General features: G+C 35.6%; 11 protein-coding genes. 8 read left to right on the top strand and 3 right to left on the bottom strand.

The features are described from left to right. Positions 1–16 precede the first annotated feature (16 nt). Together A3EM_RS0134120 and A3EM_RS0134125 are read left to right on the top strand one after the other, a co-directional pair. Positions 17–523 (top strand): DUF1599 domain-containing protein, encoded by a 507-nt coding sequence (locus tag A3EM_RS0134120; RefSeq protein ID WP_044240725.1) that lies wholly within the window; start codon positions 17–19, stop codon positions 521–523. A 145-nt stretch (positions 524–668) separates the two neighbouring features. Continuing rightward, complete coding sequence (locus A3EM_RS0134125) at positions 669–1766, top strand: BT_3928 family protein (RefSeq protein WP_020532749.1); 1098 nt, start codon at positions 669–671, stop codon at positions 1764–1766. 28 nt (positions 1767–1794) lie between these two features. Here the strand turns inward: A3EM_RS0134125 and A3EM_RS0134130 are convergent, their stop codons facing one another. Beyond that, positions 1795–2970, bottom strand: coding sequence for a DcaP family trimeric outer membrane transporter (locus tag A3EM_RS0134130; protein ID WP_020532750.1), 1176 nt, complete (start codon positions 2968–2970; stop codon positions 1795–1797). A 487-nt stretch (positions 2971–3457) separates the two neighbouring features. Here A3EM_RS0134130 and A3EM_RS44540 point away from each other — a divergent pair, with 487 nt between their 5' ends. The 4 genes from A3EM_RS44540 to A3EM_RS0134150 all read left to right on the top strand — a co-directional run bounded on the left by A3EM_RS44540 (position 3458) and on the right by A3EM_RS0134150 (position 9196). Beyond that, positions 3458–6043 carry a M1 family aminopeptidase gene (locus A3EM_RS44540; RefSeq protein WP_020532751.1) on the top strand — a complete coding sequence of 862 codons (2586 nt, stop codon included), beginning with the start codon at positions 3458–3460 and terminating at the stop codon, positions 6041–6043. 188 nt (positions 6044–6231) lie between these two features. Then, a complete protein-coding gene (locus A3EM_RS0134140) occupies positions 6232–7548 on the top strand; it encodes an alginate export family protein (protein ID WP_020532752.1) in 1317 nt (438 codons plus the stop codon). Positions 7549–7562: 14 nt separating this feature from the next. Then, positions 7563–8153, top strand: coding sequence for an NTP transferase domain-containing protein (locus A3EM_RS0134145; protein ID WP_020532753.1), 591 nt, complete (start codon positions 7563–7565; stop codon positions 8151–8153). Between the two features lie 59 nt (positions 8154–8212). Next, positions 8213–9196 (top strand): aldo/keto reductase, encoded by a 984-nt coding sequence (locus A3EM_RS0134150; RefSeq protein ID WP_020532754.1) that lies wholly within the window; start codon positions 8213–8215, stop codon positions 9194–9196. A 9-nt stretch (positions 9197–9205) separates the two neighbouring features. Here A3EM_RS0134150 and A3EM_RS46585 read toward each other — a convergent pair whose 3' ends face one another. Next, the gene (locus tag A3EM_RS46585; RefSeq protein WP_020532755.1) at positions 9206–10846 is read right to left on the bottom strand and encodes a PAS domain-containing sensor histidine kinase; all 1641 of its coding nucleotides are present in this window, start codon (positions 10844–10846) and stop codon (positions 9206–9208) included. 708 nt (positions 10847–11554) lie between these two features. On the opposite strand from A3EM_RS46585, the gene gldF reads away from it, so the two are divergent. Both gldF and gldG read left to right on the top strand, forming a co-directional pair. Continuing rightward, complete coding sequence (gene gldF / locus A3EM_RS0134160; RefSeq protein ID WP_020532756.1) at positions 11555–12283, top strand: gliding motility-associated ABC transporter permease subunit GldF; 729 nt, start codon at positions 11555–11557, stop codon at positions 12281–12283. A gap of 99 nt (positions 12284–12382) precedes the next feature. After that, positions 12383–14089, top strand: coding sequence for a gliding motility-associated ABC transporter substrate-binding protein GldG (gldG, locus tag A3EM_RS0134165; protein ID WP_020532757.1), 1707 nt, complete (start codon positions 12383–12385; stop codon positions 14087–14089). Positions 14090–14144: 55 nt separating this feature from the next. On the opposite strand, the gene A3EM_RS0134170 is transcribed toward gldG, so the two are convergent. Further along, the gene (locus A3EM_RS0134170; protein ID WP_020532758.1) at positions 14145–15419 is read right to left on the bottom strand and encodes an ABC transporter permease; all 1275 of its coding nucleotides are present in this window, start codon (positions 15417–15419) and stop codon (positions 14145–14147) included. Positions 15420–15440 lie beyond the last annotated feature (21 nt).

The raw sequence follows: 15440 nt of genomic DNA on the forward strand, positions 1-15440 counted from the left end.
TAAAGAAGTGGTAGGCATGTGCCGAAATCTTTTTGAAAAGAAAACAAAAGATTATGGAACCGCCTGGCGAATATTAAGACTTCCTTCCATCACTGATCAGATTTTTATCAAAGCCAAAAGGATTAGATCAATACAGGAAAAAGGAACCCAAAAAATACACGAAGATATCCAGTCTGAATTTATCGGGATAATCAATTATTGTATAATTGCCTTAATTCAAATTACCCTGGATAAGAGTGAGGAAATGGAATTGCCTGTAGAAGAAGTGATGAAGCTTTATGATGAAAAAGTACAGGAAACACTTGATCTGATGATGAACAAAAATCACGACTATGGGGAAGCCTGGAGAGAAATGAGGATTAGCAGCCTGACCGACATTATTCTAATGAAGCTTCTGCGGGTAAAACAAATTGAAGAAAACAAAGGTAAAACTTTAGTTTCCGAAGGTGTTGGGGCAAATTATAGCGATATGCTTAATTATTCAGTTTTTGCTTTAATTCTTAAAGGGGAAGGCCAGGTATAAGTATCAGGCTTCTGTATTCCTCATCTTGTGTGAAGTCAAGGGAATAAATATTTTTAGATTTACAAAAGGACATGTTTCTCAAATATTCCGGACAATTTTCCACTAATTTCTTTATATCCTGTTTAAACTACATTTTAATAAATACATGAATTTTCTTAGAAAACTGGTTTCTTTTTTTGTAGGAGGACTTTTTATTTTCTCGGGCTTAATTAAACTGAATGATCCCGTAGGTACAGCCATTAAGCTGGAAGAATATTTTGAAGTATTTTCTGCAGATTTTGCTTCTTTCTTCCATATTTTCATTCCTATTGCTCTTCCCCTGGCCATTTTCTTATGTATTTTCGAAGTGGTTTTGGGTGTGGCCATTTTAGTGGGTTTTAAAACCCGATTTACGCTTCTGGCTACTTTTGGGCTCATCGTATTCTTTTCCTTCCTTACATTCTATTCAGCCTATTTTGAAAAAGTTACGGATTGTGGTTGCTTCGGAGATGCAATTCCACTTGACCCCTGGGAATCTTTCATTAAAGATGTAATTCTCTTTGTGTTAATTGTTTTTCTTCTTACAGATTATAAAAATTTAAGTAATTCAACAGGAAAAATTAGTTCACTTGTAGTTGGAGGAAGTACTGTTTTTAGTATGATAATCGCCATTTACGTGATCAATTATTTGCCTCTGTTAGATTTCAGGTCTTATAAAATTGGTAACAATATTGGGGCATTGATGCAGCCGCAGGAACCATGTAAATATGAATATATCATGGAAAAGAACGGGGAGATTTTTGTTTTTGAGCAATACCCCACCGATCCCGAATATCAATTTAAGGAAATGAAAATGCTGAATGAAAAAGCCTGCTCACCTAAAATTGTGGATTATAATGTTTCCAGTGTGGAAGGGGAGGATTTTACGGAAGAATCACTCCAGGGTAAAAAACTGGTCATACTTGTCCATAAAGTAAGTGAAACGGATTTTGAAAGTTTTAAGGCTATCAACCAGTTAATTAGCGATTTGGAAAAATCTAATCCGGAAATAACCTCGGTTGCATTTACCTCAGATGGCAGCAATTTCGAAGAGTTCAGACATGAAGTGCAATTGGCGATTCCCTACTATTTCGTGGATTCTACTGTGCTAAAAGCCATGATTAGGTCAAATCCGGGAATAATGCTGTTTGAAAATGGCACAGTGAAGGGCAAATGGTCACATAATGCAGTTCCAAATACGGATGAAATTGTTAATGCTCTATAAGTTATGGAAGGCTCCGGGATTTATTTCCCTAGAAGTTATATTCAAAAACAAACTGCCCTCTTATATTATCTCCATAGTTTCCAAACTCATCCCTGCGGTTTCCATAAATAAATTCTAAAGCGAAATTTAAAGGGCCAATCGGCTGCCAGTAAATATTACCACTTACATATGATCCTGTGAAAAGATGATCATTGGGTAAATCAAAAGGGTTATCAACAGCCGCATAACCATAAACAAAGGTAGAACTCATAGCGGTTGAGCCCCAGAAATGCTGGTAGCCAAAATATCCACCGTAAACAGGAAGTGCTACAAGGTTTCCCTGAGTATCAGGCAGAGCATCCCATCCTCCTCCCCCAAATGAAACCAGATACCTTGAAATTCCCTTTCCCCATATGGCTTGCCACACAATATTGTCCCTTTTGTAAAGAATATTTTTACCGGAGATGTTAAAACCATAGCCTGGCTCGTAATTGACCCTATTTGCTTCATTTTTATACTTAAATACCCTGGCCACAGCGGCTACCTGAAAATGATTTTTTCCCCATCTTTTTTCGTAGTGGGTTGTAAAGTCTGGGAGGCTTGGGTTTCCGCTGGTGATGGTAGTATCCAGTTCTATATAACGGTTGAAGTCCTGCATGGGCGTTTCAAAGGCTATTAAAATATCCTCACTTTTTGAAGGCCTGATAAAATAGGTAAACTGAGTTTGCCTTACCCAGGCACCAGTCGAAGGTCCATCAAAGTCGGTGATATTTGGCCAGGCTTCTTCATCGGTAAATCCTGACCAGGTTTGTCCAATTCTAAAATTTAGAAATCGGATATAAGCATGTCTCATTCTTAATCCACCTCCATTGCCACCGTAAAAATCGGTTTCAATAAAAGAAAAAATTTCTCCAAGCTTAAGGGTTTGGAAAGTACTGGCCAATTTAATTCTGGTTTGGTACATATCCATGGTAAAATGTGGATCAGGATTACTTCCATCAGTGGGGATCAAGGTAAGGTTCATCGCAGAAGTATTGGATATCCCCTGATAATCCATTATCCCATTTAATTTCAACCAGGCAGTGATGTAAAATTCTTTTTTGGGTTTATTATTCAGGCTGTCCTTTGAGGCCAGGGTAAGTAACTGGGCTTCACAAAAGTTTATGAAAAATAAAAAAAGGGTGAGGAATAAAATGTTAGTGCTTACCAATTTATTATATAACATAAAACATAATAAAACTAGGTCTTTGAAATGATTTCAAAATAATATTAAGGAACTTGATCCTAAATAAAGGATAAATAGTAAACAAAACAAGCCTTGGAGAGGGTAAAATAAAAAAGTACTTCCCCTAAAAGGGAAAGCACTAAATGTTAATCATTTTATACCAGGTTTTTTTGAAAACTTTTGATTAATTGCAGAAAAAATAATTTTTCTTAGTCCTTTCCAAAGTTGGTTGTTTTTCCTTTTAGGTTATTGTACAAATGATTCAAATTTTAGCAATTTTGTTCCAATAGTGGGTATCTCATATAGTTAATGGTGTTTTGAATTGGTTTTTCAGATCATTTATTTATTCTTTATTTCTACCAAACATCTTTATCATTACATTTGCGCCTTATACTTAATTGCAGGTTTATTTTTGTCTTTTATAATTTTGGATAATGATTTTTTGAACTGAACTCAATTCCTGCAAATACATTAAACCTTAGCTCGAATGAATATTAATGCCATCCTACGTTATTATCCCTTTCTGATATTTTTGATTTTTATTTCTTGTAAGTCTACACAAACTCCTACCGAAAGCCAGGAAAACGTAGAAGTAACCGGGGTTCCTACTATTCCCGTCCCGATAATTCCCGAGGAGGAAGAAGTACTTCAAAAGCCGGAGTGGTTAGTGACTCCGGGAGAGTATAATCCTTCCAGAACTCATTATTTCCATTTGGTAAATACTTTATTGGATGTAAGCTTCAATTGGGATAAGCAGTATCTGAATGGAAGAGCAGAACTGACCTTAAAACCCTGGTTTTACCCGCAAAAAGAGGTTATTCTCGATGCCAAAGGATTCGATATCCACAGTGTTTTATTGGCGAATTTAAAAGATTCTATTTCATTGAAATATGAGTATGACAGCCTGAAACTGAAAATATTTCTCGATAAAGAATACACCAGGTTTGATCAATTTAAAATTAGTATAAAATATACGGCCAAACCCAATGAATTGCCTGAAGGAGGAAGTGCTGCCATTACATCAGATAAAGGACTTTACTTTATAAATCCCACCAGGAAAAATCCAAATAAACCTCAGCAGATCTGGACCCAGGGAGAAACAGAGGCCAGTTCGTGCTGGTTTCCCACTTTTGATGCACCAAATGTAAAAACCAAACAGGAAATTTATATTACCGTGGATACTGCATTCCAGACACTTTCCAATGGAAAATTGATTTCCCAAAGGGTAAATGCTAATGGTACCAGAACCGATTATTGGAAACAGGAAAAAGTGCATGCCCCATATTTGTTTATGATGGCGGTGGGTAAGTTTAGCAAATATTCCGAAGAGAAATGGAATGGGATTCCTGTGAATTATTATGTAGAAAAGGAGTATGCTCAATATGCCAAAAAGATTTTTGGAAATACTCCGGAAATGATGACCTACTTTTCGGACATGCTCGATTATCCTTATCCCTGGGATAAATATTCGCAAATTGTGGTGAGAGATTATGTTTCAGGAGCAATGGAAAATACTTCAGCTTCTATTTTTATGGAGCAACTTCAAGTGGATGACAGGTATTTAATTGATCAGAATTGGGATGATATCATTGCCCATGAACTATTCCACCATTGGTTTGGGGATTTGGTCACAGCCGAATCCTGGGCTAATCTTCCATTAAATGAATCATTTGCCACCTATGCGGAATACCTCTGGCTGGAACACAAATTGGGAAGAGAGGAGGCCGACCTGAAATGGAAAGAAGAATGGGAAACCTATCTTTTTGAATCGGAAAGTAAAAGGGTTCCAATGATCCGTTTCGGCTATCATGATAAGGAAGATATGTTTGATAGTCATTCCTATGCCAAAGGGTCTTTGCTGTTGCATATGCTCCGTAAAATAATTGGTGATGAGGCATTTTTCGCTTCTCTTCAAAAATATGTGAAAGAAAATGCCTACAAAACCACTGAGGTTCATGATCTTAGAATGTCATTTGAAGATGTTACCGGCCAGGATTTAAACTGGTTTTTTAATCAGTGGTTTATGGAGGCAAGTCATCCTTCCTTAAATGTTGCTCATACTTATTATGATAGTGGTTTTGTTGAACTTAGGGTAAGGCAAATGCAGGATGAAAAATTTTCCCCAATTTATGAATTGCCAGTATTCGTAGATATTTGGGTGGATGGAAAAAGGGAAAGGCATAAAGTAGTTGTTTCAGAAAAAAGAAAAGATTTTTGGTTTGAAACAGGGAAAAAGCCAGATCTTTTGTTGTTTGATGCAGAAACTTATCTGCCATGCGAAATTGATTATTTGAAATCTACGGACGAATTTATTTATCAATTTTATCATTCGGATAAAATTCTGGCCAGACTGGAAGCGATAAATGAATTAAAAAGTGACCTTGGCGATTCACAGATAAAACCACTAGTGCTAGCTGGCCTTGAGGATAATTTCTGGAAAATCAGACAGGCTGCTTTGGAGGCTTTTGAAGATTACAAAGGAGATGATAAAGATATTATTGGTGAAAAAATTGAACGAATTGCCCTGAGCGACAATAATTCTTTAGTAAGAGCTGAAGCCATCAATGTGTTATCCACATTAGGGATTAAGTACCTGAATACTGTGGAATCAGCCATGAAGGACAGTTCTTATGCGGTAATAGCCACCGCTTTATATGCTTATGCCAATATGGGTGGTCCGGATCCAGTGGCAATGGTGAGCCAGTTTGAAGATTCCAATGATCTTTCTATCATTATAACCATTGCAGACTTCTACAGTTATATTGGGGTGCCCGGTAAACTTGATTGGTTTGATGAAAAAATGGCCACCAGAGGAAGTCAGGAATTACCTTATTTAATCAATTATTTCGGAAGTTATTTATTAGGAAGGCCCTCCGAAACTAAACAACAGGGGGTGAAAATTTTAAGGAAATTCTTCTCCTACGACAGTGATGCTAATACCAAAATAGCAGCATATAAAGCCCTGGATTTACTATCGGAGGAGGAAGGTGTAAGCCAATTGATGGAGGATTTATATTTAAATGAATCTAATAAAAAGGCTAAATCTTTTTACGAAAATGTGATAAAAGGATAATCCGGTTGCGTCTACATTTATGGGATTATTTTATTATTCTAAACCTTGATAGGAGTTCTTTTTTATGATTAAAATGGGGGAATGCTTTGATTCATATCGTATTTTCTTAATTTTTTGATGTTAATTTTTGCCCTTTAATTAATACCTCAACTTAAAAATTTATTTTTTAATCATTTACCACTTCATAAATGAATACCAAAGTTTACAACATTGTTTTGATTTCAATTTTACTATTAATTGGAAGCAGTTCTATTGGTTTCGCTCAATTAAAAGTTACCGGGGAAATTCGTCCAAGAACAGAATTTCGCAATGGGTTTAAAAGAATGACAAATGCCAGTACAGATCCGGTATTATTTGTAGAACAGCGGTCAAGGATTTACCTGGACTACGCGATGGATAGGTTTAAGTTTAAGTTTGCTATTCAGGATGTGAGATTGTGGGGAAATTATGATCAAATTCAAAAAAGCGATCCAGCCATGACTTCCCTCAATTTTGGATGGGGGGAATATGCAATGACCAAAAAATCATTCATAAAAGTTGGTAGAATGATGCTGAGTTACGATAATGAAAGATTTTTAGGAGGCCTGGAATGGGCTCAGCAAGGCAGAAGGCATGATGGTGTTTTATATAAATATGTAAATGACAGTTTAGGGATACAGTTCCATGCCGGAGTAACTTATAATGAAAGTAGTATTCCTAATACTGAACCAGGAAAACTGGAAGACACTTATTATGAAAAGTCAAATAACAAAACCATGCAGTTTGCCTGGTTCCACAAAGATTTTGGGGAGTCCGGATTGTCTCTTTTAATCCATAATGATGGTCGGGAGGCTTTTGATTCTACCGGAATTAAATTTATGCAGACTTATGCGCTAATTGGAAATAAAAAACTGGGAGGGATTAATTTAAATGGCGAATTTTATTACCAGGGAGGCAAGGATGCCTTAAAAAGATCTGTGAGTGCCTATTTTGTGTCCTTAAATGCTGATATTAAAGCAGGAGGAGTGCCTATTAATTTTGGTGTTGATCTAGCTTCGGGAACTAAAGCTACCGAAACGGAAAAAAATAATTCGTGGAACCCATTGTATGGCACAAATCATAAGTTTTATGGTTTTATGGATTATTTTTATGTAGGAAATGATCACAGGCAAGGTGCCACAACTGCTGGTTTAAATGATATTTTTGTGAAGTCAGTTTTCAAAACAGGAGAAAAATCAAAGCTAATTACCCATGCTCATTATTTCCTTTCTCCGGTTGATGTGATTAACCCTGAGGTTACATCAGAAAATTTGGATAAAGCTTTAGGGTTTGAAATTGATTTAGTTTATAACCTGCAAGTCAATAGTTTTATCAATTTCCAATTAGGTTATTCTCAAATGTTTGGAACAGATGCACTGGAGGCTATCAAAAGAGTTCCAAATGGAGGTTTTGTAGGAGATAAAAGCCAGATTAATAATTGGGCCTGGGCCATGTTGACTTTTAAACCAGTTTTATTTAAAAACTAGAAAAAATTATCCCTATGGATGTCAAAAATTTTCCCGAATTGAATGGTTTAGTGTTAGTAGGAGGGAAAAGCTCCAGAATGGGAAAGGACAAAGGGTTCCTGGATTATCATGGCCTTCCTCAAAGGGAATACACTTTTCGTTTAATTCAAAACTTTTGTAAAATGACCTGGTTTTCCTGTAGGGAAGATCAGGTCGCTTCACTTAAAAGCAATAATGTGGTTATTGATCAATTTCCCAATGCCGGCCCGCTGGGGGCGATTTTATCAGCATTTAGACAAAACTTAAATTGCGCCTGGCTTGTGGTTGCGTGTGATCTTCCACTTTTGAAAAAAGAAACCATTCAAAAACTGATTGATCATAGAAATCCAGCGAAAATAGCCACTGCTTATAAAAGCCCTGTTGATCATAAACCTGAACCCCTAATTGCTATTTGGGAGCCATCTGCTTTACCGCTTTTGGAGAAAAGTATGAGCAAAGAAAAATCAGGGCCAAGGAAATTATTAATGATGAATGAGGCTTTTCTTATCAATCCTGATGATCCGGAGGAATTAAAAAATGCAAATAATCCAGAAGATTTCAGGGAGATAAAATCAAGGTTAAAATGAATCGAATTTGATTCAAAAATAAAAACAAAGATCTTTATTACTCAATAACACTTTACGAAATGAAATATAGAAAACTAGGAAAAACAGGATATAACGTATCAGAAGTATCACTTGGAACCTGGCAGGTTGGTGGAAGATGGGGGGAGCCTTTTAATGAAAAAAATGCTGAAGCGATAATAAATGAATCCATAGATTTAGGCGTGAATTTTATTGATACTGCGGATGTTTACGGGGATGGGATGAGTGAAAAAGTTGTAGGCAGAGTTGTAAAAAACAGAAGTGAAGAAGTTGTAATTGCCACAAAGTCCGGACGAAGACTCAATCCTCATAATGCGGAGGGTTATAATGAAAAAAACATCCGTGGATTTATAGAGGATAGTCTAAAAAACATGGGATTGGAACAAATTGACCTTCTGCAATTGCATTGCCCTCCAACTTCGGTTTACGAAAGCTCCGAAATTTTTGATAGTCTTGAGAAAATAAAATCAGAGGGAAAAATAAAGCATTTTGGGGTAAGTGTAGAAAAAGTGACAGAAGCTGAAAAAGCGGTGCTATATCCTGGAGTTTCAAGTGTTCAGATTATTTTTAATATGTTTAGGCAAAAACCTTCTGACTCCTTTTTTGATCTAGCCACGAAAAAGAATATTGGAATTTTGGCCAGGGTACCTTTAGCGAGCGGACTATTGACAGGGAAATTTTCCAAAGCTTCCACTTTTGATAAGGATGATCATCGAAATTTTAACCGTGAGGGAAAGGCTTTTGATAAAGGTGAGACTTTTTCAGGAGTACCTTACGATTTGGGGCTGGAAGCAGTTAATGAAATTAAAGCCATCCTTAACAAGGAAGAAATTACGCTTTATGCGCTCAAATGGGTATTGATGTTTGAGGCCATCAGTTGTGTGATTCCCGGGGCAAGCACGATCTCTCATGCTCAAAACAATATCCTGGCTTCCGAGATGGATGCGCTAACTGCAGAAGAATTAGAGAAAATTAAAGGTGTTTACGAAAAGCATCTTAAAGAAATTATTCACCCACAATGGTGATTTTGTGATTTAGTTTAAAGTAGGAAGGACAATTGTGAAAGTTGTTCCTTTTCCTACTTTAGAATCTAAAGCAATTGTACCATTTAATTTGGCAACGGCCTCTTTTACCAGATAGAGTCCGATTCCTGAACCTTTCTTTTCTTCATTAGCCCTGTAGAACATATCAAATACTTTTTCCAGATGATCCTCAGGAATACCAATACCATTGTCACTAATCGTGATGTTTGCTGAGTGTTGAGTGATTTCTGCGGTTACTTCCACCTTAGGGTTATCTAAATAATAATTACCATACCTAATTGCATTTGTAATCAGGTTGTTCATAATGGCCTTAATACATCTGGAATCTGAATTGAAGGTTCCGGTCTGTTTGACATTCACCATTTTATTTACCCTTTCAGCTTCGTCCATAAAGCTGAGATCTTCAAAAATATCTGAAACGATTTCTTTCAAATTAATCTCTTCTTTAGATACTTTAATTCTGGAGTTTTTTGAAGCTTCCAGAATATCCTGAATGAATCGATCTAAATTATTGACACTTTTAGACATTAAATCAGCATATAAATCAATTTGAGAGGGATCTTCGGTGTTTTTTACTAACTCAATCAATCCTTTCAGTGAAGATAAAGGAGCTTTTAAATCATGGGAAACATTATAGACAAATGAATCCAGGGCATTGTTTTCCTTTTTTAGTTCATAGTTTTTTATTTCAAGCTCATTCTGAAATTTATCTGTCAGGGTTAAATCCTTGGTGTAACAGGAGACTCCCGAAATACTGTTTCCTTGTACCACTGGAGACATGATGACTTCCAATACCAATTCTTTGCCCTCCAAATTAAATTCCTGAACAAATGACCAGGTTTTCCCACTTAAGGATTGCCTAAATCCTTTATTCCACTTCCTCCTAAAATGACCATTATCCAAAAAATTGGAAAATGGCATAGTTAATTTAGGTGTTTCATTGAATTGTTTTTTAAAGAAATGTGTAAATTTTTTATTAAAACCTTTCAGTCTTTTGTCCCTGTCTACTAACCAGATAAGTTCATGTGTATTATCCAATACCGCCTGCATGGTAGCTTTTTGCTCCAGGAATTTTTGTGTTAATTTTATTTGCTTGGTGACATCGGTAACTTTGCCAAGGATAAATAAATGGCCATTGAAATCATTTACCCTAAAATTCTTTACCACTACATTTTTTACATCCTCATTCAAAGTAGTAATTGCTCTTTCCTTGGTGACTTCTATCCCGGTATTCAGCAATTTGCTTTCAATTTCCCAGGTTTCTCTTGCTTGTCTTTCTGAAAAAAGATCAAAGTCTGTTTTCCCAATGATATGTTGTCTTTCTAATCCTATAAGGTCGGAAAATTGTTCATTCACAAAAATATACCGAAGAGAATTGTCCTTAAGGTAAAGGGGTTCAACCAGTTTATTGACAAGTGCCCTTAATATATTGTTATCCAGCAGAAGATTACTTTTTTCTTCCATTTGGAGGGTAGAAATCATATTAGAAAACCCTGATTCCATTTTTTGTTCGGGTATCCCAATATTTTCTAATTGGCTTTCAATTGCTTCTTTTTCTTTTTGCAATTGGATTAATTCAGTTTGAAGTTGTCTATGTTTTTGTTCCAGATTTATTACATCAAAATTTTTCATTGCCTTCGAGATTGGATTTTTTAATAAATTTCAATTAAAACAGATTTAATTCCCATATCAGGAATAATTACCCGATATTGAACCGGCATTAAGATGAAAACTTTTTGTTTGAATCTGATTCGATTGGAAACTGGTGTTTAATTGAAATATTGGCATTTTTAAATTATAGTATTGTTTGTTTATTGATAATCAGTTAATTATGGTTAGATGGTAATTTGGTTTTAATGAATATTCTCCTTCATTTATGCTTTTATATATTCAAGTATCATGTCTAATTTTCAGGATTTTCAAATTATGATGTTAACACGTTTAAAGCACCCAAAGAATCAATTCAGATATTACATTCCTCTACTTAAAAGCATATAAATCCATTAACATAGATTAATAGATGGGATATAATAGGAGCAAACTGGATTGGGAGAATGGAAACAATTACCTGTTTTTATTTCTCAGACCACAAATTGGGAATGCATTAGAGGTGTTTTGAATATTTGTGGTAGTTCGTTTACTTTTTTTAATTTTTTATCCCCAATTTTATCAGAATAATAGTGTTCAGCTGTTATAAAATGTAGGTAATTTTTTAAAATACATTTAGAATTTAACTTCAATGGAAATTGAAATTTTTTAGATATTATCCATAAATTTTTTATTCAGTTATTTCAATTTTCTTTTCAACCTGATTTTTTAATTTCCCTTGATATTCATTTAATGTTAAGAATACTTCAAAAAGAAATAAATAATTTTTTCAATTCTCTGGTAGCCTATATCGTTATTATAGTTTTTTTGGTGGGAATTGGGCTTGTTTCCTGGGTTTTTCCACAATCCAATATTTTGGACTATGGATTTGCTAATCTTGATCCTTTGTTTAACATGGCCCCATATGTTTTTCTATTTCTAATTCCTGCGATTACCATGAGGACATTTGCGGAAGAAACCAAATCCGGAACTATGGAGTTGTTGCTTACCCGGCCATTGACTGATTTACAAATTGTTTTAGGAAAGTTTTTGGCCAGCTTCCTCCTAGTTGTATTTGCTTTAATTCCCACACTCATTTATTATTTCTCAGTTTATGAGTTGGGAACCCCAGCCGGAAATATTGATACTGCGGCTGTGGCAGGTTCTTACATTGGGTTATTAATGCTTGCTGCGGTATTTACATCCATAGGCGTTTTTTCATCCTCAGTTACTGACAATCAGATAGTGGCCTTTGTGTTAGCCATATTTTTGTGTTTTATTTTTTATGATGGTTTTTCCTCGATTGCTTCCATAAATGTCTGGTCAGATTATTCATTCTTTATCAGTCAGCTTGGTATCGATTATCATTACCAGTCTTTAAGCAGAGGACTGATTGATATTAGAAATTTAGCCTATTTTTTTAGTCTGGTCACGCTAATGGTATTTCTGACGAAAATGGTGTTGGAAAGCAGAAAGTGGTGATTTTTTGTTGATGTTCAATTTTTAATTTTTTAACTGTTTTCTAAAAACTGTGACAAGTAATAAACAAGCTTCTTGTCCTGCAAAATCTAAATATTTAGTATGATTGGAAATCTGAAAAAATGGGAAAATATATTGGGTTTTACCGCCATTTTTTTATTCATCCTTTTAGTGAATACAAATCTAAGGAGAGTTCCATTAAGGTTTGATCTGACTGAGGAAAAAAGATATACTGTTTCTGATGCCACTAAAAATATGCTTAAGAACCTGGATGATATCGTATATATTGAGGTTTATCTGGAAGGAGATTTAAACTCTGGATTTAAAAGACTTCAAAAATCAATACGGGAATTACTGGATGAATTTAAAGTATATGCAGGAAGCAACCTTGAGTACAAATTTGTGGATCCCGGAGAAGCCCCTAATCCCACGGCCAGAGATCGTTTTTATCAACAGTTGGCACAAAAAGGTTTACCACCCACCACACTTTATGATAATATTGATGGAAAAAGAACCCAAAAAGTAATTTTCCCAGGTGCCATTATATCTTACCGGAATAAGGAAAAACCTGTATTACTTCTAAAGGGAAACAAAGCTTCTTCCGCAACTGAGAGGCTTAATCAATCTGTGGAAGGATTGGAGTATGAAATAGCTTCAGTCATTGAAAATTTAAGCATTGTGGAAAAGAAAAATATAGCATTTATTGAAGGCCACAATGAACTACAACCCGCTGATTTGATAGAAATTACCAACGCTTTACAGGAAAATTATATCGTAGATCGAATTAAACTGGATAATCCTCAGCTCAATAATTATCAGGCGGTCATTATTGCTCAACCAAAATCAGCTTTTTCGGAAGAAGAAAAATATTATTTTGATCAGTATATCATGAAAGGAGGAAGGGCAATGGTGCTGATGGACGCCATCCAAATGAACCTGGATAGTATTGCGCTTGGAGGAACCTATGCTTTTGGCTATGATTTAAATATTGAGGATTTGCTTTTCCGGTATGGCGTAAGGGTGAATACTGATCTTATTCAGGATGTACAATCCGGAACCATTGAAGTTTATACAGGTAATTTTGGTGATCAACCTAGCATAAATAAGTTGCCCTGGCCTTATTATACCTTTCTCAATACTTTTAGCAAGCATCCGATAGTAAAAAACCTTGATGTAGTTTACAGTAAATTCTTAAGTACAGTAGATACGGTGAAAGCTCCGGGTATACAAAAAACGCCCCTGATATTTACTTCTCAATACACCAGGGTGAAAAATGCTCCCACAATGGTTGATCTGAATGAATTGCGGGAAGATCTTAACCAGGGATTGTACAAAGAATCATTCCTCCCGGTGGCTTATCTATTGGAAGGAAGTTTTAAATCTCACTATGCTACCAGGTTTGCTCCAAAAGGAATTGATACAAAAGGTAAAATTGATCAATCGGAACCAGCTAAAATTCTGGTAATGTCTGATGGAGATGTCATTAGGAACGAATTTGATAAACAAAGTAAAAATCCATTGCCTATTGATTTTGATAAAAGCAGTAATCAATCATTATCAAATAAAGAGTTCTTTTTAAATGCCATCGCTTATTTGGTGGATGAGGATGGATTAATCACGTCCAGAGCGAAACAGGTAACCCTGAGGCCTCTGGATAATTTTAGAATAAAAGAAGAAAAATTATTCTGGCAAATATTGAATATTGGTGCACCAGTTTTAATGATTATTTTATTTGGCATTGCACGATACTATTGGAGAAAGAAAAAATATGAATCCAATAGGTTTTTGAAGCCTAAAGCCAAAGCCTAAAATTAACCTGACTTTAGTTTGCAAAAAGACATAATAAACTAATTTATGTCATAAATCAGCCCTGAGCTAATATTTTGGAAATATCTGTTTTATAAGCCTGAACGGCTGGAATAAAAGCTGTAAATATTCCAATGAAAACAGCTCCCAAAACAATTAGAATTTCTTCAGGAAGAAATATTAAACCGGTAATTCCGGTTTTCTGACCCTCTTCCAGGAAATAACCTATGGATTCAACCACGCAATGGCCAAGCATTAAACCCAATATTGCACTTAATAGGGTAATAAGGATTCCCTCAATGATCACCAGAACAAATAATTTGCTTTTTGAAGAACCTAGGGAACGCATAATGGCTAAATCATATTTTCGCTCTTTTAAGGCATTAAAAAGTGCGATGAAAATACTTAAGACCGCAATAAAAATCATCAAATAGGCAAAACCCTCCATAATGTCAATGCCTACTCCAAGCAGACTAAATAGTCTGGTGATTTCGAAGGCTGGAGAAGCTGCCTGCATTTCGGTATTTTCATTAATTATTCTAGGCATGGTGATAGCTGCCATTGGAGACTTAAACTTTAATAAAAGCGAAGTGATTTCTTCATCATCACCACCAATAGGCAAACCGGTTGGGGAAAATTTTTGCTCATGAGCTTCATGATGATGATCATGGCCATCATGGTCTTTGTGATTTTCGGTTTCTTCCTCTTCCTCCGGATGTTCATGAACCGCCCAGATACTTTGAATATTGGTGAGGATAAGGTTGTCAATCACAGAACCGGAAGGCTTAAAAATTCCCTTCACTACGAAAGGCGCATTTTCATGTTCATGTCCTACTGCATTTCCCATTCCATGGGCGCTATTAAAAGTATCCCCAATTTTTAAATTTAATTTTCTGGCCACAGAGGAGCCAATTGTTACTTCCAATTCATGTTCCCAAAGCTCTCCTTCCCCTAATTCTACTTCATAATGTTCCGGATATTTGTAGTTTGTACCTACTATTCTGAATGATTCATAACTATCTCCCAAAGCCAAAGGGATGGCTTTTTTCACCATGGGGTTTTTGGCTAATTTTTCAGCTTCTGGCAAGGGAATATTTCCAGTGGGGAAATCAATATGGAAAATATTACAAAGGACCAATTGCATGGGACTGCCTTTAGCGCCTACAACCAAATCCAGCCCTTTAGAGTTTTTGGAAAGTTCTCCTTCAAATTGCCGGCTAACCAAAAGCAACAAAATAATAATAGCGATGCCTAAGGACAGAATTAGGATGTTTAAGAATGAACTTAAAGGTTTTGCTATCAAATATTTAAGACTTATTAAAGGAAGATTCATTGATTCAAAATGTTAAAAGAT

The organism is Flexithrix dorotheae DSM 6795, assembly GCF_000379765.1.
In the GTDB taxonomy this organism is placed as follows: domain Bacteria; phylum Bacteroidota; class Bacteroidia; order Cytophagales; family Flammeovirgaceae; genus Flexithrix; species Flexithrix dorotheae.

Bases quoted from the DNA above. Each gene is read 5' to 3' on its own strand.
- A3EM_RS0134140 (WP_020532752.1), top strand. From the start codon at position 6,232: ATGAATACCAAAGTTTACAACATTGTTTTGATTTCAATTTTACTATTA.
- A3EM_RS0134145 (WP_020532753.1), top strand. From the start codon at position 7,563: ATGGATGTCAAAAATTTTCCCGAATTGAATGGTTTAGTGTTAGTAGGA.
- A3EM_RS0134130 (WP_020532750.1), bottom strand. From the start codon at position 2,970: ATGTTATATAATAAATTGGTAAGCACTAACATTTTATTCCTCACCCTT.
- gldG (WP_020532757.1), top strand. From the start codon at position 12,383: ATGATTGGAAATCTGAAAAAATGGGAAAATATATTGGGTTTTACCGCC.
- gldF (WP_020532756.1), top strand. From the start codon at position 11,555: ATGTTAAGAATACTTCAAAAAGAAATAAATAATTTTTTCAATTCTCTG.
- A3EM_RS44540 (WP_020532751.1), top strand. From the start codon at position 3,458: ATGAATATTAATGCCATCCTACGTTATTATCCCTTTCTGATATTTTTG.
- A3EM_RS0134120 (WP_044240725.1), top strand. From the start codon at position 17: ATGTGCCGAAATCTTTTTGAAAAGAAAACAAAAGATTATGGAACCGCC.
- A3EM_RS0134125 (WP_020532749.1), top strand. From the start codon at position 669: ATGAATTTTCTTAGAAAACTGGTTTCTTTTTTTGTAGGAGGACTTTTT.
- A3EM_RS46585 (WP_020532755.1), bottom strand. From the start codon at position 10,846: ATGAAAAATTTTGATGTAATAAATCTGGAACAAAAACATAGACAACTT.
- A3EM_RS0134170 (WP_020532758.1), bottom strand. From the start codon at position 15,419: ATGAATCTTCCTTTAATAAGTCTTAAATATTTGATAGCAAAACCTTTA.
- A3EM_RS0134150 (WP_020532754.1), top strand. From the start codon at position 8,213: ATGAAATATAGAAAACTAGGAAAAACAGGATATAACGTATCAGAAGTA.